Raw genomic sequence first — 23370 nt, 5'->3', positions numbered from 1 at the left:
CATGATTGAGGTAGGGAGGGATAGCGTGGTCAAAACAGTATTAATTACGGGCGCTACAAGCGGGATCGGCAATGCTCTCGCAAAATTGTTTGCTCATGAACCGGTCCACCTGATTCTTGTATCACGAAATGAAACCGTGATGGGCAAGATGAAAGATGGGATGCCGCATCGGAACGTTACCCTTATCAAAAAAGATTTAAGTGTTGTGAATGCCGCTCGCGAAGTTTATGAAGAGGTAAAGCAGAGGGGACTGGTCGTTGATCGGCTCATTAATAATGCAGGATTTGGGTTAATTGGTTGTTTCGATCAATTGCCAGTCGAACAGATGAGTGACATGATCCGACTGAATTGCAGCGCACTGACCGAACTCAGCTATTATTTTCTTACCGATCTTAGAAGTCGATCAGGAAAGATCATGAATGTCGCAAGCACGGCTGCTTATCAGCCCGGTCCGTATATGGCGGTGTATTTTGCAACGAAAGCCTTTGTCCTTTCTTTTTCCGAGGCACTTTCTGAAGAACTGAAGGGAAGCGGAGTGACGGTCACTGCGCTATGTCCGGGACCGACTCATACAAATTTTGGCACGACCGCACATGCGGAAGATGTACGGCTTTTCAGCCGCTCGATGGATGCACAACGGGTAGCAAAGCTTGGCTATCAAGCAATGGAACGGGGGAAGCGAGTTGTTATACCCGGGGCGCTTAATCAATTTGGTGCGGTTGCTGCAAAATTTCTCCCGCGAGTCTTGGGCGCTAAGGCTGTGAAGATGGCGACACGACCAACAAAGCACTAAAAAAATCCGAAAGGTCCTAAGCACCTTTCGGATTTTTAATGCCGCAATTTTTTTAGTTTTGCTGTTCTTTTGCGCGCTGAATTTCCAAATCGCGCAGCGCGGAACGCATAATTTTGCCTGATACAGTCTTAGGTAAATCGGTAACAAACTCGATCGCTCTTGGGTATTTGTATGGAGCGGTATTCTTTTTCGTAAACGTCTGCAATTCCGGTATCAAAGTCGGACTTTCTTTGTAGCCTTCTTTCAGAATAACAAAGGCTTTAACAATGTTTCCACGGACTGGATCAGGACTGGCAACGACGGCACAATCTTTAACCGCTTCGTGCTTCAGAAGCACATCCTCAACTTCTGAAGGCCCAATTGTATAACCCGAGCTGATGATGATATCATCACGTCTGCCTTTGAACCAGAAATAGTTGTCCTTGTCCCTTGACGCACGATCACCGGTTAGGAAATAATCACCGATCACTGATTTTTGATACCGCTCCGGCTGCTGGTAATAGGTTTTGAACAGTGCGGGAAAGTCGCGGCGAACAGCAATGTTTCCGACAACGCCTTCAGGGACCTCATGACCTTCTTCATCAATGATCGTAATAAATTCATCAAGGATCGGCTGTCCCATTGAGCCAATACGAATATCTTTACCGACGAGCGTACCGATCAGCAGAGTGCTTTCGGTCTGACCATAGCCATCTTTGAGCTGAAGGTCAAACGTATGCTTGAATACATCGATGACGCCGCGATTCAACGCTTCTCCTGCAGAGCAGGCGGTATGAAGCTGGGAAAGATCATAGTGATCCAAATGGTCGACTTTGGACATCAAACGATATTCGGTCGGTGTGCAGCAAAGGACATTAACTTTGTAATCTTGAAGCAGCTGAAGCTGTTTTTCCGGGTGGAAGCGTCCAAAATAGACGAGACCGGTAACGCCTTTTCCAAGTACAGACAGGAAAGGACTCCAAATCCATTTCTGCCACCCCGGACCTGCCGTTGCCCATACCGTATCACCCTCATGGACATCAAGCCAACGTTCGGGAGCAATTCTGAGGTGAGCATAGGCCCACGCATGGGTGTGCACCACGCCTTTAGGCGTGCCCGTTGTTCCGGAGGTATAGGTGAGAAAAGCCATATCATCTTTCTCGGTATCCACGGTTGTATAGGTCGTTGGCGCTTGATCCATAAGTCGATCCATTGAAAGCCATCCGTTTGATTCGCCGGAAACAGAGATCTTATGTTGAAGCGATGGCATCGTCTCATCGATGTGATCCACCTGTTCGGTGAATGCTTTATAAACGACAATTGCTTTTGCTTCACCCTGATTAATACGATAACTGATATCTTTGGCGCGAAGCATCTCAGAGCCTGGAATAACCGCAATTCCCGCGCGCAACGCCCCTAAATAGATCACGTAAGCGTCGATGATTCTCGGCACGATCGTCATGATTTTATCGCCTTTTTTAATGCCTAAGTGGTTGAGTACATTGGCAAACTGCTTTCCTTTTTGAATGAGTTCATGATAGGTAACGGTTCGTTTTTCACCCGCTTCATTTTCCCAGTACAAAGCGATCCGATCTGAATCAAACCGATCAATTTCATTTGTAAGATTGTATTTCTGTGGTGCAATAAGGTCTGTGAGTTCCATTTTATTCGCCCATCTCCCTATAAGGTTCACTTTTGAAGGAAGCCATTCAAAAGCGATGTTATAAGTTAATATTAATACCTGGTGCTAAATATTACAACTCTTTTCAATTATTTTGTTTGATGATCTTAGCTAGAGCTTCGGCGAATGCTTGAGAGCTGCGTGTGATCTCTTCTTGGTTATTATCGATACCGCCGATTTCAACCAAAAGGGCATTCTTTGACAAATCCTGATTGTAAACCCCGTTTCCAGTTAACTTTGTTTTGCCGACAATGCCACGAACCAGATCTGGATAACGCTTATCAAGTTCAGATTTTACTTTTTTCGCCAGATAAAGGTTGGCGGAGTAATTCGGATTCGCTTCACCAATGATGATACTGATGCGTGCAAAAGAGGTTTTGCCAATTTTCATGGTCGTGACGTTCTTACCAGAAGAATCACGATGAATGTCAATGAGATAGTTGAGGCTCGGTGTTTTTTTCAATTCCTTTTGAACCATCGCTCGTGAACTTTGATAAGCCTCATTATAGCCCCATCCTTGCTTGATCAGGTGCACATAACCAATTCCGTTCTGAGCAAGCACTTGGCCGATTTCTTTTCCATTGATCGCGACACTCTTATTCGGATTGGTTGTCGTGACCTGCCCATTATTGATTGGATGATAAGATTCCCATGGGTGCGTATGATAGATTAACACTGTCTTTTTAAGCTTCGCATTGCTTTTATTGGTTTCATCTGGTTTCGGTTCATCAGGCTCAGGTGTTTCGATATTAATTTGTGACGGCGGGGGGTTGTCTTTCGGGAGATTTGTATAATTCAGGCCCTTTCCGGCGACAAAAATTCGTGTATTGTAAATTGAAAAACCTGGGAGCTCAGAGCCAAACAGGCTGCGATTGTCATCAAAATGCAGCTCCGTGATCGTTTCAAAGATGACGTGAGAAAGCGATTTGGGACGTTCTTGCTTGTCCAATGCATGATTAAAGATGTTATTTTCACTGCCAAAGGTTTCAGTGAGCAGGACCTCGGCGGGCCAATCAGCTTTTTGCATTACGTCTTCAACAGCACCAATTTTGAATTGGCTGATACTGATCAACATCGCCAAACCGTAAACCAAAGTGATAAAAAAAAGGTAGTAGAAGAGGAGCGATGGTTGGGCTGTTTGCTGCATTTTTAGTGTTGGATTGATTTTTTTCAAGCTTGTCCCTCCCGATTTTGCTGCATGCTGCTCTATTAATCTATGATCCGAAGGGGCCAAGATAGACGTGTTTTTTCAAGCGTAGCCGATAAATGAATCCGTCAAAAAGAAATTGTAAAGATAAATTTACATTCCTTTAACGTTTTACCTCTTTATTTGCGTTCGATTTGATTGAATACTTATAGAGTAGGAAATGACACAGGTCAATGGAGTGTGTGAAACGATGAATCGAATGCGCAAACTGTGGGAGAAAAGTACAATCAGCATGAAATTTTCAGTTGGCTTATGGGTAGTCATCATTCTGATGTTTCTCTCAGCTGCGGCATCAACACTTTTGCTTTATCAGTCTATGAAAGGAGCAGAGGAAGCGCGTGCGGCGGGTGAACGTGCGGCGCAGATTACTGAAATTGGAACGCTATTTAAATCAAAAGACGCGCGCATCATTGATTATCTTCTCGATCCTGGGGACCGATCTGTGAAGCTGTACACGCAAGAGCAGAACAAACTCAACCAAGCGGAAAAGAAATTAAAGCCTTATATGAATACACCCGATCAGAAAAAGTGGTTTTCTCAGATTATAACTGATGATTCACGGCTGTTTAATCTTTTTCAAAGTGAATTTGTGCCTGCGGTTCTGATGAATCAGAAAAAGGAACTATCAAGAGTGCATCAAGAACAGAATACGATTCAAGAAAGAAGCATAAAGCGCATTAATCAATTGCGAGATTCAGTCATTGATGAACAGCAGCGGGCGATGGATCTTGTTCGAAAACAAGTCATCGGGGCGATGCTTTTTCTAGCCGTGAGTATCGTCGTGACGCTTTTAATCAGTTGCGCGATTACATGGCGCGTCAGCAAAGAAATGAAGCACTCCTTCAGATACGTCATTGGACTTACCGAACGGATTGCTGCCGGTGACTTAACCGAACATGAGAAAGCAAAAACAAATAAAGACGAACTCGGCTTGATCGCGGATTCTATGGAAAAAATGAAGGCCGATCTGCTCGAACTGATTCGGATGATGGTTCAGGCAGCGAGAAGATCTAAAACAAGTGGACAAGCGTTAATTCAATCGACCCAGTCCGTCTCAACGGAAAGCAAAGAGATGATCCGAATCATGGATCAACTTGCCAATGGTTTTGATCGGCAAGCGGCAAATACCGTCCACATTGCACAGTTCACTGAGAATTTTAGTGAACGCTTAACCAAGGAAGTTGCCATGCTTTCCTCAGTGCTCCATCAGGCACAGGACGCTTCAGACTTAACGGAAACCGGACGGTCAATGATTGAAAACTCGCAACAGCACATGAAGACGATTAAATTGAGTGTGAACGACTCAAGCCGCAAAATGGAAGAGTTTAAGCAGCAATTGGCACAACTGACTAAATTCATTGAATCCATTGGCCACATTGCAGGGCAAACCAATCTATTGGCGTTAAATGCAGCGATCGAAGCGGCGCGAACAGATCAAGAGAGCAGTGGATTCAGTGTAATCGCCGATTCGATACGAAAACTGTCGAATCAAACCTCTAAATCGACAAAGGAGATGTCCCTGATGCTCAGCGCGGTGTACAAGGGATTTGATCGTGTCAATGATGCGCTGAATGCGAGTCAAGAACAGGTAGAAAATGGTGTCCAGCAGATTACAAATACTGGGGAAGTATTATCAGTCATTAATCAGGATGCACTTGATATACGATCAAGCTTAACGGATGTATCGTCAAACTTGAATGAGGTCAGCTTGATCGGTGTGCAAATGAAGCAGTCACTTACTGAAGTTGCTGCAGTCTCTCAGCAATCTGCGGCAAGTGTTGCTCAAGTGAATCAGTCGATGAACAAAATTGAGCGATCCATTGGTCGATACATGAAGGAAGCAAAAATGATCGACGATACGTCCAATCAATTTGAAAAGGTGATTCAGCGCTTCAGACTTGAGCATTAAAATATTCCAGTCAAGTTCTGCAAGCGATTCATTTATCCACATAAAAAAAGAGCTGCCGATGTGATTGTCGGCAGCTCTTTTTAAACAGTTGCTCTGTGTTCGTTGGGCGGAGCACTCTGCATGGCATCCACAAGTGAGCCAACATAACCAACAGCAGCGCGAATCGTTGCCGGATTCGTGATGTCGACATGCGCTTTTTCGATCAATTGCTGCGGGGAAAGACTTGCTCCTGCTTTTAGAATAGAGAGCCAACGATTGATTGCTGGTTGACCTTCTTTTTCAATTTGAGCAGCAACAGCCGTTGCAACCGTTAGTCCGGCTGAGTACGTGTACGAATACAATCCTGAGTAATAATGCGGCTGCCGCATCCAGGTTAAACCATCACGTTCATCAAGTGCAACGGCATCACCCCAAAACCCTTTGAGCGTCTCATTGAACAGCTTGGTCAGTACTGAAGCCGTTAATGCCTCACCATTTTCAGCTAGGCGGAATACTTTTCGCTGATAAACGCCTTCCAGAAGATGGGTAACAAAATTGTGATAGTAGGTACTCAAAATCCTTTCGGTGACCGATCGTTTCATTTCATCTGATTTTGCTTGCTGTTTCAGATAACGGGCGAGAATCAATTCGTTCATCGTAGAGGGTGCTTCAATAAAAAATAGGGAAGGGCGGTAGTTCGCTAACTTTTGATACTTTTGAGAAAGCATAAAGTGACCGGCATGTCCGAATTCATGGGCAAGGGTGAGAATGTTGCGGATGTCTCCGGTCCAAGTCATTAAGATATAGGAATGCGCACCGTATGGAGAAGAACAGAAGCCACCGGTTGATTTTCCAACATTATCGCCGTAATCCACCCACCGGTTATTAAGACCTTCTTCAATGATTGCACGATATTCCGGGCCCATTATTTCGAGGGCTTCAAGAAGTACTTTTTTACTCTCCGCAAAGGTCGTTTGTGGGGCGGACGTGTCAATCGGAGCAAGCAGGTCGGCATAGGTCATGCGATCTAGTTTAAGCTGCTTTTGTTTTATTTTTGCGTAACGCCGCATATGGGGCGCCAATTCTTTGTAGATAATCTCCAATTGGTTCGTGTACATTGATTCGCTTACCTGTTGTTCTTGAAGCATATACTCCGTTGCTGATTTGTAACCGCGCAGTTTGGCAAGTGCAATCGTTTTTGCAACTTCGGCAGCATACACGGCAGCAAAGGTATTCTTATAGGCGGCAAGGGTCTCGGTAAATGATGCATAGGCGTTTCTTCTTAACGTGGTATCCCGACTCGACGCGTATCTGTTTTCATAAAGCGTGAAAGACATGGGCAATGCTCTGCCCTTGCCGTCAGTAACCGGATGAAACTGCATGTCGGCAAGCTTACTGCGTGAATAGATCGTATAGGGAGCATCAAACACCTCCGAAAATGCCTTAATCGTTTTCTCTGCCTCTGGATGCAGACGATGTGGTTTTCGAAGCAAAAGCTTATGAAAATAGGGTGCGTATTCCTTCAGTTCAGGTGTGGTTTTCTCAAAATCCGCCAGTTTGTTTTCATCTACAGCCATCAATTGATCTTCAAAAAAAGACAACTGCGTTTCAATTTCAGTAATGACCGCATCAACGCGAGCGGCATCTGCTTGGTTTTCGGCGTTGCTGCTGTCGGCGGATTGTTTAAGGCTTACAAAAGCAGAAAGCCGCCAAAGCCGACCTTTTAAAGCGAAATAGGTTTCCAAGGCCTGATAGAGCGCTTTGCTGTTGCTGGTTATGCTGCTTTTTTGTGCAATGATTTTCGCTGCTTCAGCATTCACATCATTAAGTTCTTCGACATAGGCTTCTCGAGTAGAGAACAGATCCTTGAGGTTCCAAGTCTGTTCTGTTGGCACTTGCTCTCTTTTTAACCGTTGTTCCAATGCTATCCCTCAATTCTCATCATTCGTTCCTTATAGTTTAGCATACAGCCAGCAAATCTGTAGGTTCTGGCGCACGCAATCAAAAGAAAGCCATTCCATCAGACGACACACAATCGTTTAAGCAAAAAGATGACTGAAAAAATCATCTTGATCGTTCATTGGTAAATTAGCACGAGGGTTCAAGGATCCTTTCTGCAAGTTGCTTTGGCACGTCGGTTAAGGAGCATTGACAGTTTAGATAAAAACCGGAAAAATTCCCGTAAAATGAAACAATGACCACAAATGAAAACGTTTTCACAGAATACTTGGATTCTATTGCATCCCGTACTAAGTCGTGTAGGATAACGATGTAAGCGCTATTAAAGAAGCTAAAAAATAAATTCTCATGGATCTAGCACTTACATGGACGACTCTTAATCGTTTTCTGTGAGAAAGAAATCGCATTTAAAGCGCAAATGAGAGGGGATTCAGAATGATGCAGAAAATACAACGCTTTGGCGGAGCGATGTTCACACCGGTCTTGTTATTTGCATTTTCCGGGTTAATGCTCGCACTTTCAATCTCATTAACGAACCCGATCCTGCTTGGCAGTGTCGCAAACGAAGGAACCCTTTGGACACAGTTTTGGTCAATGATTGAAAACGGGGCTTGGACAATCTTCAATCAAATGGAGTTGCTATTTGTTATCGGATTGCCAATCGGCTTAGCCAAAGAAGCCAGCGGTCGGGCCGCCATGGAATCTGTAGTCGTTTACCTTACGTTTAATTATTTCGTGAATTCAATACTAACTTCTTGGGGCGGGTTATTCGGTGTTGACTTCTCTCAGGACCTTATTGATGGGGCTGCGGGCAGTGGATTGAAGATGATTGCGGGGATAAAGACGCTTGATACAAGTGTACTGGGGGCTCTGGTTATTGCAGGTATCACGGTATGGATTCATAATCGTTATTTCAGCACAAAATTACCTGATTGGCTTGGTGTATTTCAGGGGTCTTCATTCGTGGTCATCATCGGATTCTTTGTAATGATACCCGTCGCTTTTCTGTTTTGCTGGATATGGCCTATTTTTCAGGGAGGGATTGCGTCATTACAGCATTTTATGGCCACTTCCGGAGTTCTCGGTGTGTGGATCTATTGTTTTCTTGAGCGGCTACTCATTCCGACTGGACTACACCATTTTATCTATATTCCCTTTATGTATGGTCCGGCAGCTGTTGACGGAGGAATTGTAAAATATTGGTTCAGCCATATGCAGGAGTTTGCGGATTCAACGAAGCCACTTAAAGAGCTTTTTCCGGAGGGAGGCTTTGCTTTGTATGGGAATGAAAAAATATTTGCCCCCCCAGGAATTGCCGCTGCATTTTACTTTACGGCTAAACCTGAGAAGCGACGAAAGGTTTTAGCATTGTTGATACCGGCAACACTAACTGCCATGCTTGTGGGAATCACTGAGCCGTTTGAATTCACATTTCTTTTCGCTGCTCCTCTGTTGTTTGTCGTCCATGCAATTCTGGCAGCAACAATGGATGCTGCCATGTTTTTCTTCGGCGTTGTCGGAAGAATGACAAATGGGATCATCGACATGATGACGACTAATTGGATCCCGTTATTTGCTAACCATTGGATGATGTACTTGACACAAATCGTGATCGGTCTCATTTTTACATGCATCTACTTTTTTGTATTTCGATTTTTAATTCTCAAATTTAACTTCCCAACACCCGGTCGTGAAGCTGATGATGAGGAAACAAAATTGTTCACAAAACAAGATTATCGTAACAAAGACAAAAAACACACCCCATCAGCTGAGTCAACAAATCAATACGCAACACAAGCAGCCGCTTATCTCGATGCGTTTGGCGGATATGACAATATCAGCGATGTGACAAACTGTGCCACTCGACTCCGCATCACTGTCAAGGACAAAAGTCTGGTGGGACCAGATCGCGCGTTCAAACAGGGTGGAGCACATGGAGTGGTACGCCACGGAAAAGCGTTCCAGGTAATCGTCGGACTATCTGTACCTCAGGTCAGAGAAGAATTTGAAAAATTAATGCAAATGGGTATCAAATAATCTAAGTGGCGCTGATAATGAACAATTTTCAATCGTATCTGCTGATGGATCCTCATTATCCTCGTGTCAGAGTAGGAGAGTGGGGTGCCTAAGATCATAAACCGTGCCCAAGTTGGGTTAATTGAAATAAACGGATTACCCTGTTACGATTAGCTTAACAGGGTAATCCGTTTATTCATGAGGTAATTGTACAGTTAATCAGCCGCTTGTTCAGCGATGGGGTATGACTTATTGCTGTAAATGATTACGCTTACATTTATCTGTTGCTTGAATTGATCGCTATTAGTATCATATATATAGAGAGCGGACAGGAGTGTCATCAATGGAGCTGGAGATGCTGATTAACAAGTATTACAATAATTTAAATGAAAATGATCGATTAACTCTGCGCTATATTATTAATCACAAACGAGAATGTGTTAGGATGAGTATCACAGATCTTGCAACTTACTGTAATCTCTCTAGATCTTCCATATTGCGAATGACGAAAAAATTAGGATTTTCAGGGTTTAGCGAATTTAAGTACTCTCTAAAAAGTGATATTACCTTTAATAAATTGGAAAAGGAAAATTACTACCAGCAGCTAAACATGGCAATTGAGACTACGCTTAAACGATTTCGGGCAACAGACCGCTTACAAATCTATCATCGCATCCAAATGGCTGAACATATCTATGCCTATGGAACAGGCTGGGCGCAGCGCAATGCAGTACTCGAATTAAAGCGGAATTTTCTAAGCTGTGATCGAAGAATTATTGATCTAACTGCAAAAAAAGAGTTTGAAATAGCGCGTCAATATTTTACAGAACGGGATCTGCTGATTATTATTTCGTTAAGCGGTGAAATTAAAGAGATTATAGAAGATATCCGTATGCTAAAATTCAAGCATGTTCCCGTACTATCCATTACTGATTCAGATTTCAAAAATAATGAGCTTGCAACATTGGTTCCATATAATCTTTACTTTCAATCGATAAATTTTTCTCAACGCAAAAATGGGAATTCAATAGTAAATCCCACTTCGCTAGGTACACTTTTTGTGTTAATTGATACTCTGTTTTTTGACTATCTATTTCGTAATGATGATAAATAAGATGATCATTTAGCAGAAATACAGCATCATTTCAGGATTCGTGCAGCGACCGGATTGGAAAGTATTGAAAGAGGGATTCGAGCAACTTGCCTCGATCAGTGTTATGGAAAAGGGCGATTTCAAACAGATACAGGCGTTTGCAAAGACAAAATTGTGCCAGTTGTGCTAGTTGTGGTAAGAAATCGTACGAAAAATCTATTTGAACAGGAAAAAGCTCAGGCAGGGAAGCCGATCCTTACAATCGAACTGGAAAAACTGAATGGATGGATGAAGGAGATTTGCTTCAAATCAAACGAATTGCGACCGATATGAGCAGGAAACTGCTGAACTCGGAGAAACTAACCGATGAAAAAATGCGGAAACAGCGAGGATGACCAGCGTTTGACAATAAGATTCATCGTTCATAAGTATGCGTCTCGTCATAGCATTGACAGCTCTTTGACAAGAGACGCGATAAAATATAGATGCCGTTAAAGTCCAAGAACAATCAAGAACAATATAATGAGCTGCATAAACTTTTGCAACTCTTTAATCTTAAAAGCAAAGAATAAAAGTAATCAATCTTATTCAAGAAGGGGTAAAAATCTCGCCGCTAGATTACTACGTAAAATATAATTTTGACGAAGTAAAGTCCGAGGATTTAAAAATGATGCCTCCATCAGCCGATTTTATCCATGACAACGTTCATGACCGACTGTTTGATTTTTTGTGCATCATTTAATAAATGCATCCCTTGTTTTTCATAATTGCTGTTTGTTTTTTCATTTTTGATTGATGATAAGTTGATTTTAACGGTCAGCCAAGCCGATTGAATCGCTGCATCAAGCGTAATGACGGCCACGCCAAGGTCTGAAATCACATTCTTGTTATAAATTTGCGAGGCTTTTTCAAGCAGTGCCATGATATCCCGGCTTTGAGTCATTAGTCTGAGCGGAACATTTGCTGCTTGAATCGCTGCTTGCTGCAAACACTCGGAACGTTGTGCACGTTTCTCATCGGTGTCTTTTGGCATTTTCAAAGCGTCCATAAACAAACGGAATGATTCCATATCCTGTTTTGCTATTTGTTCGAATTCATCAATAGCGGTTTTTATCTGTGCAATGATTGTATTCATCTGAGCTGCATTTTTTTCAAAACGTGTACCTGTCGAAAGGCTGGCAACCATGGAACCCATTGATGCACCGAGTGCGGCGCTTACCGCAGCGACGCTGCCGCCTCCGGGCGTTGGTGATGCGGAACACGCAGCCTCAATAAATTGGCGAATGGATTGGTCAAAGACTTTCACGCTGGTCAACCTCCCTTTTTCTTTTACTCGTTTGCAGATGCACCGCTTTGATTAGATTTTCAAATAAGAGCATGGTCGTTACTTTACCAACGCCGCCTGGAACAGGTGTCATTGCTTTAACGAATTCTGCTACCTCAGGCTGCACATCACCCATAATCCCGTTCTTCGTTTCGCTGATACCGGCATCAATGATGATTAAATTGCGATGAACCATGTCAGCCGATATTAGGCCGACCTTCCCCACTGCTGTAATGAGAACATCAGCTTTTTCAATATGCATTCGCAGGTCCTTTGTGTATTTATGACAAACGGTCAACGTTGCATTTTCACGCAACAAAAGTTGTACGAGCGGCTTGCCTACGGTCTCGCCATGTCCAATTAACGTAACATTCTTTCCTTCAAGCGTATAGCCGAAATAGTTCATGATTCGGATACATGCTAACGGAGTTGCTGGGTACAGCCCTTTATTGCCGGTAAAACAAGCGAGTTTATTTGACGGTGTCAGGCCGTCAATATCTTTTTCAGGAGAAATGGCCGCTGCCAAGCGCGCTGCATCAAGATGTTTCGGAAGTGGAAGTTCCAAAATGATGCCGTGAATTGTCGGACAACGGTTCAGCCATTTAATGCGTTCAAGAAGTTCTGTTTCCGTTACTTGTGAATGAACGAAGGTGAGCAAATAACGAATGCCCAGTCTGCGCGCAATTCTTTGTTTAACTTTCGCATAGCATTCTGACGCAGGATCGCCCTGAACAACAATCACAGATATAGTGGGTTCAATTCCCTTCTCTTTCAGTTGCTTAACTTCTATACTTAAGTGATCCAATATTTCACTTGCAAGTGCCGCTGTCTCAAGCAATTTTCCCAATGGATACACCTCCATAAACAAATAAAAAAAGTATTTGGTTGGTCTTCTCCAAATACTTTGCCCAGGCGTACGGCTTATCATTACCTCATGTGCTCCCTCATGGTTCCCCATGCTACGCCAGTTACACACGATATGACTATTACATTAATCATCCCTTACAATATAGCATGGATTGACGTGAAAAGAAAAGCAGAATCCGAAAAAAAGATGATGAATGTCACATCTGCTCAAGATTATTGTTGATGAATCTTGAATTGTCCAGCATTTACTTCGTAAAATATTTGCTAAACCGCTATCATTATGTTATTCTATATATGTTAAATATTACCATTTATATGGAGGCATCCTTATGGCTGACGAACGTTCACAACATCTTTATGAACGAATTGATGAAAAAACAGCGCGTCTTCCCTGGTATGTTCGCGAATACGTGGATAAAAAAATGAGGGTGATGTCCCCTCGATCATTGCTCAACTATTGTCATGACTACTTGATCTTTTTTGATTGGATGATCGCTGAAGGATTTCACCAAGGCGATCGTACGTCGGTACCCTTGGACTGTCTCGAGAAATTAACGCCCCAGTCGATCGAGAATTTCCTTTCCTACCTCCAATTTCGGCTGCAAAATGACAAGTTTACCATGAACCGAAAGCTGTCCTCATTAAAATCACTTTTTAACTATTTACAAAATATTGCTGAGACAAGTGAGCTAAAGCCATACCTTACACGTAATGTGATGGCGAAAATTTCATTTAATAAGATTAAGGAAGATCAAGAAACAGTTGCTCAAAAAATGGCTGGGAAAATCCTTTGGCATGATGAATACGAGGCATTCCGTCAATTTGTGGCGAGCGATTATCGCGAAACGGTCAAGGACAATCGGAAGCTGTTAAATTTTCATACGCAAAATGCTGAACGCGATACCGCGATTATCTCACTGATCCTTGGATCAGGCCTTCGGCTCTCCGAGGTGGTTGGTCTTGACTTACATGATGTTGATTTCCAAAAACGAATGGTTCGTGTTGTGCGAAAAGGAAATAAAGAACAATATGTATTTTTCAGTGAACAAGCAGAGTTGGATCTTGAAGATTATCTAAATGTACGTGCAAAAAAGTATCGGCTGCCGGCTTCGAACCAAGCGTTGTTTGTCGCTGCATCGATGGGTCCAAAAGGGACAACACGGCGACTCAGCGCGCGGGCGATTGAGAATCTGGTTAAAAAGTATGCCATCGCCTTTGGCAAGCCTTCCCTCTCTGTACACAAATTGCGTCACTCGTTTGCAACACGTTATCAAGCGGAAAACAACGATATTCCTAAGCTCCGTCGTCAGCTTGGGCACTCATCGATCCAAACCACCATGATCTACACGCATTTATCAAATGATGAACTGAAGCGTGCAGTCGATAATATGGATCACACCTGATCGCGCATGATCAGGTGTGATTTGTTTACATAAATAATTTAAGGTATCCTGAGCTATTCCGATTTGAGGACAATCGTGGACAACTGCTTTAAATCATCAATTTCATAAGTAGGTTTCAAATCAAGCGGATTGTTCAAATGATTTGGATTGAACCAGCATGTGTCCATTCCGGCTCGATTTCCGCCATACATGTCGGAAATCGGTGAATCACCAATAATTAGTGCATGTTCAGAAGTGAAATTGGGAATGTGGCGTGCTACATACTCAAAAAAACGTTGATCCGGTTTATGATAACCCGTATCTTCAGACACAAAGATCGCCCTAAAGAAAGGCGTCAGTGCTGCATCTGCCAGTCGTTTCCGCTGTGTATCGGCGACGCCGTTCGTAACGACATACAAATCAAAATGGCGCTTTAACTTCTCCAATGCGCGACGTGCGCCCGGAACCAATGGATGAGCCTCACCAAGAAAATGACGGTAGTTTTTCTCCATAGCAATTCCATCCACTGTTTTGCCAAATGCTTTGAAAAGTTTTGAAAAACGGGTGAATAATAATTCATCACGTGTTATATCGCCCTTTTCGAAGTTGCGCCACATTTTTTTGTTCATCTTTCTATAATAATTTTCAATTTCCGAAGTCAATTGAATGTTTTGTTTTTTGAACAGCAGCCGAAGTGCTAACTTTTCCGTTTCCCCAAAGTCAAGCAGTGTATCGTCCACATCAAACAATAAAAATTTATAAGGATGCATGTTTTCCTCTCAGTAAGTGTTTAGTTTAGTCCAAAAACTGGACGTGATGATCGTTCAAAGAAGCGATACGCGCTAACGAATAGACGGCATAGCCAGCCCGGTCAAGTCTGCCTCGCCCCTGTTGAAACGATTTTTCAATGACGATGCCGATTCCTGAGACAGCAGCACCTGCTAACTCAACGAGGCGAGTCAAACCAAGTGCAGCTTCACCATTAGCTAAAAAATCATCAATGATTAAGACATGATCTTCTTTAATAATCGTATCTTTTTCAAGTAATACAGTGTTATGTACCTTTTTCGTAAATGAATAAACGTCGGTTGTTAAGCTGTCCTCATTAATCGTTAACGATTTTTTCTTGCGCGCAAACAGTACGGGGACATTCATTTCTAAGCCGGTCATTAGTGCCGGTGCAATTCCGGAAGATTCAATAGTCAAAACTTTTGTAATCCCGGCATTTTGAAAGTGTATGGCGAAAGCTTTGCCAATCGCTTTCATTAATTGCGGATCAATTTGATGATTGAGAAATCGATCAACTTTCAGAATTTCCGAATTAATCACTGTTCCATCCTTGCGAATACGAGACTTTAATTCATCCACTACAATGATACACTCCCTTATTTGATTAAATAGACTGCTTGTGTAAACGAGTATAACACTTGGATCACAGCTAGCACTAGCCTATCAAGACTGCGTCGCTGCAAAAAAGACCTGCTCAAAGCAGGACGAATGGAACCCAATACTTTATTTACTTATCAAACCAGCCTTTTTTGCGGAACCAATAAAACATGATGAGCGCAATCACAGCCATCACGCCTAGAACAATAAAATAACCGTATCGCAAGTTCAGTTCCGGCATATACGCGAAATTCATCCCATAAATGCCGACAATAAATGTTAAAGGCATGAAGATCGTTGTAATGACGGTCAATGTTTGCATAATTCGATTCATACGGTATGTCGTCAACGACAGATAACTGTCGCGAATATCCGAAGTGATTTCCAAATTCGATTCAATCATATGTGTCAGCCGACTTAAATTTTCATTGATATCGCGCAAAAAAAGTTCCTGATCCCGGCTTGTCTTAATCATTGCAGAGCCGATGATCCGGTGAATGATATCCATTAATGGTGCAATGACGCGGCGAAAACTAAGCAATTGACTGCGTAACTGAAAAACTTTGCGGTTGAGTTTATGGATCGGCTCATTTTTTGCATTCAAGTCCAGGTCATCAATCTGATCCTCAAGATCATTGACAGCCATAATATATTGATCGATCAGTCTGCTCATCAATCGACGTAAGATCTCTTCAGGAATGTGTTCGGGTTGAAACTGTTGATCGGATCTGCAATCATGCCAAACATCATTGACTGCTTTCAAATTTTTTCGGTGAAAGGTGATAAGCTTTTGCTCACTGACATATAGATAGAGTTCATGCGTCTTCAATGTATTCGGACTGATCACGCGCATTGAAACAGAGTAGCTGTCCTTGAATAATTTCAGTTGCGGACGATTGGGCTGTTTTTGAACAAGCTTATTCTGCCGGTAAAACTCTGGAAAGAAATGTTTGACTTCTTTTAGCTCTTCTTCCGTTGCCGCACTGATGTCCAGCCAAAAGTTGTCCGAATCCGCGGATGCTAATTTTGAAAGAGCCAAGTTTGAAACCAATTGATTCTGCTGATCATGAGTCAGTATCCGTATCACAGAAACAAGCACCTGCCTTTTGTCGACTCAAGAAATGGTTAGATATCAAGAAATTCTCCATCTTTGATTTCATGCAAGGCATGGTATAAATCAGTGGGCACCTTGCCGATAAGGTCATCAATGGAGTTATAAACACTTAAAATCCGTTTATCTGGGATCAGATCATCCGATTCGGCCGTCAGCGAAAGACCACTGGTACTTTCTCCTGCAATTTTCTCCATAATCCTTTTTCGCAGTTCGTTTTCAATCGATTGTTCCAAAGGGATACGCTTCTGTTCGCGGATGTAGACAGCGTATCGGCCATGGGTCGTTTCATAAACCGTATAGGTTGTTAGTATTGAATGATCCTCATCGTGCACACTGGCAGAAGCAAGTTCACGTCCGATGAATCGTTTCCTTTTATAATAACCATCTTCACCTACAGAGACTTCAATATGTTCAAAACCTTTCCCCTCTCCGATCTTTGTATAAAAGCGGAGTGCCTGTACAATCGTAGCGGACAGATTTTTACCGGATACTTCTTGGGCTTGTTCAAATACTTCCAAATCAGCGTCTGGAACATAAATGGTCTTATTCGGCATCAACGTACGCTCCCTTTCTTCGCCTACTTAGTTTATACATATAAATATACACGCTTTATACGTATATTAAAAGCGGTATATACAGAAAATATACATATATTTTCTGTATATACCTATGTGGGATGTACATATATCGTAAAATACACCTACAAAATAATAAGAAAAACCGGCAAAGAGCACCTGGTCGTTAATCTCCAGCCATATGTGATGGGCTCGTGTCTTCGCGGTGCTGAATCGTCGCTGTGGGTACTTGCTTGCCGCTGGCGCCAGAGTACCTCCGCTTTGGATTCTCGGCCAAGACACGGGTCTATTGGTTTGAAGACGGGGAAAAACGTATACTTTCTTATCCTGCAAAAGAGACGCTGACAGATCGTCTTCTACAGGACAAGACGGATGCTTTTTATCTCAGCTCAGTTTTTAGTCATAAATTGCTTGAGACTGGGCCGATTGCCCTCATTATTATCCGGATCGATCCCATTGGTTTCTTTAAAGCTGATCGACAGAATTATGTAAATCGCTGTAAAAAGGCTGCGCTCAGATGCTTATAAAGCGAACACAGCAATTAAACAAACGTTTATTTAAAACGAAACTTATGTTATATGCGGTCAATCATCGACAATTACTGATTGTCTAATTTTTTCAATAACTGAAGGAACTGTTTTTGTTCTTTGATCGATAATCCTTTAAACCGCTTCAAGAAAAATTGTCTCTGCTCAGGAATCATTTGTTCATACACCGCTCTGCCCTTTTGTGTTAACAGGATGTACTTTGTCTTCCAGTTTTGTTCGCGGTTCAAATAGCCTTCTTTTTCCATCTTTATAATGAGCTGCGTAATGTTTCCTTTTGTGAAAAACATCATTTCAGCGAGCTGCTTTTGCGAGACATGTTCATTTCCCCCAACTTTAACAAGCAGTTCGAGTTGAGAAATCGTAAAGTTCCATTTTTTTAGAAATTGACTGTAACTTTTTAATTGAACATGATAGGCACGAGACAGCTGAAACCACAGTTGGATTGCGGTTTCCGAAAGGTTTTCTGTTGAATTTCCTGTTGTCCTTATTTTCAATTTATTTCACCTTTTTTGACTTAATATCGGTTTAATGCTAAACTTAAAATGCCCCTGATAAACACAGAGTAAAAGAGTTGGATTTTCGCTTCGTTGGTCAAACTTGACTGATCGCGGGTTAATTCCAACAAATTGATCTGTATGCATGAACAAGCAAGGTTTCCTTGCTGCTTTTTACTCTAAGGAGGAGATTTGTTATTAGTAGTATGAATAAACCTTTAGAATCGTCAAACGATCCCGCGAGGTTGGATCATCGTCAGCAACAGAGCAGTACTACAAATCATCCCAAAAGATATTTGAAAACGATTACTCTCATTTCTTCATTCGGTGGCCTTCTTTTCGGGTACGACACAGGCGTGATCAATGGTGCCCTTCCCTATATGGCCAGACCCGATCAATTAAATTTAAGTGCGTTCTTGGAAGGACTCGTTGCGAGTTCATTAATATTAGGCGCCGCATTTGGAGCTGTATTCACCGGAAAATTAGCAGACAGCAAAGGAAGAAAAAGAGTCATCATGTATCTTGCCTTTGTATTTCTGGTGACCACAATCGGTTGCTCATTTGCTCAAAATGCTCAAGTCATGATCTTCTTCCGCTTTTTACTTGGATTGGCGGTTGGAGGAGCTTCCGTTACCGTACCTGCATTTCTTGCAGAGGTTTCTCCAGTTGAACTCCGCGGCAGAATGGTTACTCAAAACGAGCTGATGATTGTTACCGGACAGCTCCTTGCCTACACGTTTAATGCTGTACTTGCAAACTATTCTGGAGGCGTTTCCCATATTTGGCGTTTTATGCTTGTACTTGCTACGCTTCCAGCAATTGTTCTATGGATTGGCATGTTCTTCGTTCCCGAAAGTCCCAGATGGTACGCTTCTAAAGGAAAATTTAAAAGCGCATGGCGTGTTTTAATGAAAATTCGACATCCGAAACGAGCGAAGCTGGAACTCACCTCAATTAAAAAAGCGGTTCATACCGAACAGAAGCTTTCTAAAGCGTCATTTAAAGATTTGGCTATTCCTTGGATCAGAAGAATTGTTTTTCTTGGTATCGGCTTATCGGTCATTCAGCAAGTGACAGGCGTTAATTCAATTATGTACTATGGTACACAAATTCTAAAAGATTCAGGATTTAGCACAAATGTCGCGCTGATCGCAAATGTTGCGAATGGGATCATTTCCGTGCTTGCCGTATTTTTGGGAATTTGGCTGCTTGACAAGGTGAATCATCGTCCCATGCTCATGATTGGCTTCGCAGGTACTTCTTTTGCGTTACTTATGATCAGTATATTTTCAATGACTTTGAACGGAACAGCTCTATTACCCTATTTAGTGCTCAGCATGACCGTCATGTTTCTGGCTTTTCAACAATCGACCATTTCTCCGGTTACTTGGCTGATGCTGTCGGAAATCTTCCCACAGCGTCTTCGTGGGCTTGGTATGGGTGTATCTGTTTTTTGTCTTTGGATAACCAACTTCATGATCAGCCTATTGTTCCCGGTCATTCAAGAATTTATCGGTCTTTCAGCCACATTCTTTCTTTTCTTCCTATGCGGTATTGCTGCCCTTCTTTTCGTCAAACTCGCTTTACCGGAAACGAGAGGAAAATCGCTTGAAGCGTTGGAGATCTATTTCCGCAATAAAGGACGTAAAATTGCAGTCGGCGATCAAAACAGTAAGCTAAGGTTATGAAATAAACCGTTCTATTGGAAAGAGCAGCTTTTTGCTGCTCTTTCTTTGTGTTTGCTAGGATTGATGCAGTTCGTCCTACATCATCCCTAGCAAGTTCACCCTGCTACCCTTTGCGATCAGCATTTTCTCTGTATCTGTTTCGTCCCGCCCGGTTTCACGCAAACAAGCGTAAATAATTTTGGCAGTCCAATATCGTTAATTTTCATATTCGGCTGCTCATCCAAACGGCTTACAATTAAGCCTGCTTGTGCGAACGTTGTGACAATCTCGCCAAGTGTCCATTCTCTCAAGTAGACCGTTCGTTCTTCATGCGCTTTACACTGATGTGACGGATCAAGATGCTTCGTAAACGCAACAGATCGCGTATGAAGAGACTGATCGAAATAATTGCCGAATACAATTTGCCGCTTGCCACGAGTCGTTACGAGTTTTGTCGAGACTGGATGAAACTCCTGAATAATGAAAGTTCCTCCGGGCTTTAAAAGTTGCTCGATCAGATCAGCAAGTGGTTCAAGGTCAATGAAATAATGCAAAATACCAAGTTCCATGAACACTTTGTCATAACGGCCTTTATGTTCAGCGATTGGAAGCTTCAAAACATCAGAAACAATATAGTTTAACGAGACGCCAAGTGCTTCAGCAGTCTTTCCAGCGTAGGCGGCATTTTCTGCCGAGATATCGACAACGGTCACATTTGCACCAAGTAAGCTGAGAGCAAGTGCTTTTCCAGCATGAGAGCCGAGTAAATTGATCACGCACTGATCGTTGCAATCCGTTAGATAGTCCGCAAGGCTGCCTAATCGTCCAATCGGATCACGTTTTATCTTAGCAGCCGCTTCTTCCGGTGTACCAAATCGATTAATCCACGCCCGATATGCTTCATCATTCCAGGCTTGTCCGTTACGGTCTGCGTCTTGTGCCTGCAATTTCTGCATATAGCTTTTGGCGGCTTTTCGACACGTGTCATCCGGATCCGTACAACGCAAAAAGGAACTTAATGATTTAACGGCTATTTGTTCTGTACCTATAGAAATGGACATCCGGTCAGGATCTGTTCGCACAACCGTTCCTAAATACCCGATGATTTTAACATAATAATCATCAAGCTTAAAGGTAAAAAAGCAAATTCGTTTAAATTTATTGAGTATGCTCTTTTGATTGAGCGAACCGTTCTTAAAGAATGTTTCAATCGCGTCCCACTGAACGGAAATTTCGATCCATGGTCCGGGACTGATCGCACATCCATGGAGACGCAAGGCAGCCGCCCCTTCAATCGTTGCTGCAATTCCTTCTTTTTTGACAAGCTGCCACGCGTTAATGATGGCAGGCAGCCATTGATCATCATTATTCCTTACGCTCTCGGTCATAAATCATCGCCTCTGTTTCTTTGACGTGCATGCGGTAATAATTAACGGTGTCTGTCGGAGCAAACCCCACATCTTGATAGATGTTCAGCGCAGCTCGATTTCTGGAGTCAACTTCAAGCCTCACCGTATGCACAGCTCTAGAAAATAATCTGTCTAACAAATGGACAAGAAATGTTTTCCCCAATCCCTTTCCTTGAAAAGCCGAGTCAATGCCCAGTCCGAACAGAAAAGCTTCACCTTCATCGAAACGCGTGTAACAGATTCCGACAATTTGCTTCTTAAACACTGCCATATAGCCTTCCCGATGAGGTGCAAGCAAAGCCATCTCGATAAGCTTCCGCGCTTCTTCACGATCATCGCCAAAGCTTGAGATACTGATCTCAATGAGCCGCTCCAACTCTCGTAACGTCTGTTGCTTGATTTCCAGCCGCTGATCTGTTTTGGGCGGATGGTAGGTTGCGCGATCTAGCGACATGATATACTCTGAAAAATCATAAGAAGCGCCTAGATGATCAAGAATCGAAGTGCCGATTTTTCCAGGTTGAACGACCAAAAGAAGATCCGGAATATGAAAGCGTTTCACCTCTTCCAATGTTCGTTTCAACAGTGCTGAAAAATAGCCCTGCCTGCGGAATTCAGGATCTGTCTGTGCATATAGTTCAGCTTCTGCATCGGTGGGCACAAACAAATGGCTAAAAGCGATCAGCCTCTTGTCCTCGTAACAAAGAAACGTATGATTCATCTCTTTATGAACATTAAGCGAATCATCTAAATCAGTCAAGTAGGCAACGTGATCTGCCTGCGTGCAGCGCTTTTCGAGCGTATGAATTTCTTCCTTTAATCGATAATTCATTACATTTACGGAGCGAATAATCATCAGGAGTCTCCAATCATTGATGATCTAGTTTATATAAGCGAGATCTCGCGTATGTATAAAAAAGTGTCTCGCAGTCAAACGCAGACTTTTGAGACACGCCTTCATTGTTATTGTTTATTATGAAAAAAGATCTCCGGCACTCGAACTGTGCATCGGTTGTGTGCGTGAATCGGGATCAATATAGTGTTTTGCATTATTTACAGCGGTCGGCGCTTCACCAAAACCAGTTGCAATCAGCTTTACTTTTCCAGGATAGCTAGCAACATCCCCGGCCGCATAGACACCTTTAATTGTCGTTTCCATCTTTGTATTCACAACGATCGCATTCTTTTCGAGCTCAAGACCCCAATTTTTAATCGGACCAAGTGCAGAAACAAAACCGTAATTAACGATCAGATCATCAAGCGGTATCTTCTCTTCCGTTTCACCTTTCACCCTTTGAATCGTCAATTGTGTGATTTGATCGCCCGTGCCTTCTACGGATTTGGCTACAAAAGGTGTTTTAATTTTCACCGACGCCTTTTTCATAGCTTCTACGCTGATTTCATGTGCACGGAATTGATCACGGCGATGCACGATCGTGACTTCCTTTGCAACCGGCGCTAATGTATTAGCCCAGTCAACCGCTGAATCTCCGCCTCCTAAGATGACGACACGCTTGTCCTTAAAAACAGATACATCCTGAATGAAATAGTGAATGTTCTTATACGATGAAACCTCTTGATCGACCGACAGCGGCCTTGGCGCAAAAGCGCCGACTCCCGCTGTAATAATGACTGTTTTTGTCCGATGCTTACGGCCGGAAGCCGCTTTAAGTTCAATCACACCGTTTTCATCCGGTACAAGCGCTTCAATTTTTTCATCCAATACAATGTCTGGTTTGAACTGATTCGCCTGTATGATCAAATTGGCGACCAAATCTTTTGCTTTAATTTTTGGAAATCCGGCAACATCAAAAATCTCTTTTTCCGGATACAAGGTACTCAACTGTCCGCCAAGCTGAGGCAGGCTTTCAATGATTTTTACTTTCATTTGCCGCATGCCTGCGTAAAAAGCAGTAAAAAGTCCAGTCGGCCCGCCACCGATAATTGTTATATCAAATAATTCCTGATTCTGTACCAAAACTATCCCT

At 42.7% G+C, this 23370-nt stretch carries 20 protein-coding genes and 1 riboswitch; of the genes, 7 read left to right on the top strand and 13 right to left on the bottom strand.

Going from position 1 to position 23370, the window contains the following annotated elements; translation table 11 throughout:
- Nucleotides 1-25 precede the first annotated feature (25 nt).
- On the top strand, nucleotides 26-793 hold the full coding sequence (locus AA84_RS0100365; RefSeq protein WP_028975569.1) for an SDR family NAD(P)-dependent oxidoreductase: 768 nt from the start codon (nucleotides 26-28) through the stop codon (nucleotides 791-793).
- Nucleotides 794-845: 52 nt separating this feature from the next.
- On the opposite strand, the gene mbcS is transcribed toward AA84_RS0100365, so the two are convergent.
- Nucleotides 846-2435: an acyl-CoA synthetase MbcS gene (mbcS, locus tag AA84_RS0100360; protein WP_028975568.1), complete on the bottom strand. Its 1590-nt coding sequence runs from the start codon at nucleotides 2433-2435 to the stop codon at nucleotides 846-848.
- 103 nt (nucleotides 2436-2538) lie between these two features.
- A complete protein-coding gene (gene spoIIP, locus AA84_RS0100355; RefSeq protein WP_028975567.1) occupies nucleotides 2539-3627 on the bottom strand; it encodes a stage II sporulation protein P in 1089 nt (362 codons plus the stop codon).
- 223 nt (nucleotides 3628-3850) lie between these two features.
- On the opposite strand from spoIIP, the gene AA84_RS0100350 reads away from it, so the two are divergent.
- Nucleotides 3851-5569, top strand: a complete 1719-nt coding sequence (locus tag AA84_RS0100350; RefSeq protein WP_028975566.1) for a methyl-accepting chemotaxis protein — start codon at nucleotides 3851-3853, stop codon at nucleotides 5567-5569.
- 80 nt (nucleotides 5570-5649) lie between these two features.
- Here AA84_RS0100350 and pepF read toward each other — a convergent pair whose 3' ends face one another.
- Entirely contained in the window at nucleotides 5650-7470 is a 1821-nt protein-coding gene (gene pepF, locus AA84_RS0100345; RefSeq protein WP_028975565.1) for an oligoendopeptidase F, read from the bottom strand.
- Nucleotides 7471-7942: 472 nt separating this feature from the next.
- On the opposite strand from pepF, the gene AA84_RS0100340 reads away from it, so the two are divergent.
- The 3 genes from AA84_RS0100340 to AA84_RS0100330 all read left to right on the top strand — a co-directional run bounded on the left by AA84_RS0100340 (nucleotide 7943) and on the right by AA84_RS0100330 (nucleotide 10949).
- Nucleotides 7943-9544, top strand: a complete 1602-nt coding sequence (locus tag AA84_RS0100340; RefSeq protein WP_028975564.1) for an alpha-glucoside-specific PTS transporter subunit IIBC — start codon at nucleotides 7943-7945, stop codon at nucleotides 9542-9544.
- A 322-nt stretch (nucleotides 9545-9866) separates the two neighbouring features.
- Nucleotides 9867-10637 (top strand): MurR/RpiR family transcriptional regulator, encoded by a 771-nt coding sequence (locus AA84_RS0100335; RefSeq protein WP_028975563.1) that lies wholly within the window; start codon nucleotides 9867-9869, stop codon nucleotides 10635-10637.
- Nucleotides 10638-10691: 54 nt separating this feature from the next.
- Nucleotides 10692-10949, top strand: a complete 258-nt coding sequence (locus AA84_RS0100330) for a hypothetical protein (RefSeq protein WP_028975562.1) — start codon at nucleotides 10692-10694, stop codon at nucleotides 10947-10949.
- A 346-nt stretch (nucleotides 10950-11295) separates the two neighbouring features.
- Here the strand turns inward: AA84_RS0100330 and AA84_RS0100325 are convergent, their stop codons facing one another.
- Together AA84_RS0100325 and AA84_RS0100320 are read right to left on the bottom strand one after the other, a co-directional pair.
- Nucleotides 11296-11922, bottom strand: coding sequence for a cyclodeaminase/cyclohydrolase family protein (locus AA84_RS0100325; protein WP_028975561.1), 627 nt, complete (start codon nucleotides 11920-11922; stop codon nucleotides 11296-11298).
- On the bottom strand, nucleotides 11909-12796 hold the full coding sequence (locus AA84_RS0100320) for a bifunctional 5,10-methylenetetrahydrofolate dehydrogenase/5,10-methenyltetrahydrofolate cyclohydrolase (RefSeq protein ID WP_420542170.1): 888 nt from the start codon (nucleotides 12794-12796) through the stop codon (nucleotides 11909-11911). The genes AA84_RS0100325 and AA84_RS0100320 overlap by 14 nt, the downstream gene beginning before the upstream one ends.
- Before the next feature lie 43 nt (nucleotides 12797-12839).
- Nucleotides 12840-12922: riboswitch (ZMP/ZTP riboswitch) on the bottom strand.
- A gap of 214 nt (nucleotides 12923-13136) precedes the next feature.
- Here AA84_RS0100320 and xerS point away from each other — a divergent pair.
- Complete coding sequence (xerS, locus tag AA84_RS0100315) at nucleotides 13137-14210, top strand: tyrosine recombinase XerS (RefSeq protein ID WP_028975559.1); 1074 nt, start codon at nucleotides 13137-13139, stop codon at nucleotides 14208-14210.
- Between the two features lie 53 nt (nucleotides 14211-14263).
- Here the strand turns inward: xerS and AA84_RS0100310 are convergent, their stop codons facing one another.
- The 5 genes from AA84_RS0100310 to AA84_RS0100285 form a co-directional block, all read right to left on the bottom strand.
- The gene (locus AA84_RS0100310; RefSeq protein WP_028975558.1) at nucleotides 14264-14959 is read right to left on the bottom strand and encodes a YjjG family noncanonical pyrimidine nucleotidase; all 696 of its coding nucleotides are present in this window, start codon (nucleotides 14957-14959) and stop codon (nucleotides 14264-14266) included.
- A gap of 25 nt (nucleotides 14960-14984) precedes the next feature.
- Entirely contained in the window at nucleotides 14985-15557 is a 573-nt protein-coding gene (locus tag AA84_RS0100305; RefSeq protein ID WP_028975557.1) for a xanthine phosphoribosyltransferase, read from the bottom strand.
- Nucleotides 15558-15705: 148 nt separating this feature from the next.
- Nucleotides 15706-16662 (bottom strand): magnesium/cobalt transporter CorA, encoded by a 957-nt coding sequence (gene corA / locus AA84_RS0100300; protein ID WP_028975556.1) that lies wholly within the window; start codon nucleotides 16660-16662, stop codon nucleotides 15706-15708.
- Nucleotides 16663-16700: 38 nt separating this feature from the next.
- A complete protein-coding gene (locus AA84_RS0100295) occupies nucleotides 16701-17243 on the bottom strand; it encodes an EXLDI protein (RefSeq protein ID WP_028975555.1) in 543 nt (180 codons plus the stop codon).
- Nucleotides 17244-17862: 619 nt separating this feature from the next.
- On the bottom strand, nucleotides 17863-18306 hold the full coding sequence (locus tag AA84_RS0100285) for a MarR family winged helix-turn-helix transcriptional regulator (RefSeq protein WP_010024159.1): 444 nt from the start codon (nucleotides 18304-18306) through the stop codon (nucleotides 17863-17865).
- A 206-nt stretch (nucleotides 18307-18512) separates the two neighbouring features.
- On the opposite strand from AA84_RS0100285, the gene AA84_RS0100280 reads away from it, so the two are divergent.
- On the top strand, nucleotides 18513-19994 hold the full coding sequence (locus tag AA84_RS0100280; RefSeq protein WP_128166721.1) for a sugar porter family MFS transporter: 1482 nt from the start codon (nucleotides 18513-18515) through the stop codon (nucleotides 19992-19994).
- A gap of 116 nt (nucleotides 19995-20110) precedes the next feature.
- Here AA84_RS0100280 and AA84_RS16725 read toward each other — a convergent pair whose 3' ends face one another.
- The 3 genes from AA84_RS16725 to AA84_RS0100265 all read right to left on the bottom strand — a co-directional run bounded on the left by AA84_RS16725 (nucleotide 20111) and on the right by AA84_RS0100265 (nucleotide 23360).
- Nucleotides 20111-21361, bottom strand: coding sequence for a class I SAM-dependent methyltransferase (locus AA84_RS16725; RefSeq protein WP_081791683.1), 1251 nt, complete (start codon nucleotides 21359-21361; stop codon nucleotides 20111-20113).
- Nucleotides 21339-22238 (bottom strand): GNAT family N-acetyltransferase, encoded by a 900-nt coding sequence (locus tag AA84_RS16720; RefSeq protein ID WP_051577711.1) that lies wholly within the window; start codon nucleotides 22236-22238, stop codon nucleotides 21339-21341. The genes AA84_RS16725 and AA84_RS16720 overlap by 23 nt, the downstream gene beginning before the upstream one ends.
- A 117-nt stretch (nucleotides 22239-22355) precedes the next feature.
- Complete coding sequence (locus AA84_RS0100265; protein WP_028975551.1) at nucleotides 22356-23360, bottom strand: NAD(P)/FAD-dependent oxidoreductase; 1005 nt, start codon at nucleotides 23358-23360, stop codon at nucleotides 22356-22358.
- Between the last annotated feature and the right edge of the window lie 10 nt (nucleotides 23361-23370).

Source organism: Sporolactobacillus terrae DSM 11697 (assembly GCF_000648615.1).
In the GTDB taxonomy this organism is placed as follows: domain Bacteria; phylum Bacillota; class Bacilli; order Bacillales; family Sporolactobacillaceae; genus Sporolactobacillus; species Sporolactobacillus terrae.
This window is presented reverse-complemented; position numbering and strand designations above follow the sequence as displayed.

What these genes read in the sequence shown, in the direction of transcription:
- mbcS (WP_028975568.1), bottom strand. Translation starts at nt 2,435, where the DNA reads ATGGAACTCACAGACCTTATTGCACCACAGAAATACAATCTTACAAAT.
- AA84_RS0100350 (WP_028975566.1), top strand. Translation starts at nt 3,851, where the DNA reads ATGAATCGAATGCGCAAACTGTGGGAGAAAAGTACAATCAGCATGAAA.
- AA84_RS0100340 (WP_028975564.1), top strand. Translation starts at nt 7,943, where the DNA reads ATGATGCAGAAAATACAACGCTTTGGCGGAGCGATGTTCACACCGGTC.
- AA84_RS0100335 (WP_028975563.1), top strand. Translation starts at nt 9,867, where the DNA reads ATGGAGCTGGAGATGCTGATTAACAAGTATTACAATAATTTAAATGAA.
- xerS (WP_028975559.1), top strand. Translation starts at nt 13,137, where the DNA reads ATGGCTGACGAACGTTCACAACATCTTTATGAACGAATTGATGAAAAA.
- AA84_RS0100310 (WP_028975558.1), bottom strand. Translation starts at nt 14,959, where the DNA reads ATGCATCCTTATAAATTTTTATTGTTTGATGTGGACGATACACTGCTT.
- AA84_RS0100295 (WP_028975555.1), bottom strand. Translation starts at nt 17,243, where the DNA reads ATGCCGAATAAGACCATTTATGTTCCAGACGCTGATTTGGAAGTATTT.
- AA84_RS0100280 (WP_128166721.1), top strand. Translation starts at nt 18,513, where the DNA reads ATGAATAAACCTTTAGAATCGTCAAACGATCCCGCGAGGTTGGATCAT.
- AA84_RS16725 (WP_081791683.1), bottom strand. Translation starts at nt 21,361, where the DNA reads ATGACCGAGAGCGTAAGGAATAATGATGATCAATGGCTGCCTGCCATC.
- AA84_RS16720 (WP_051577711.1), bottom strand. Translation starts at nt 22,238, where the DNA reads ATGATTATTCGCTCCGTAAATGTAATGAATTATCGATTAAAGGAAGAA.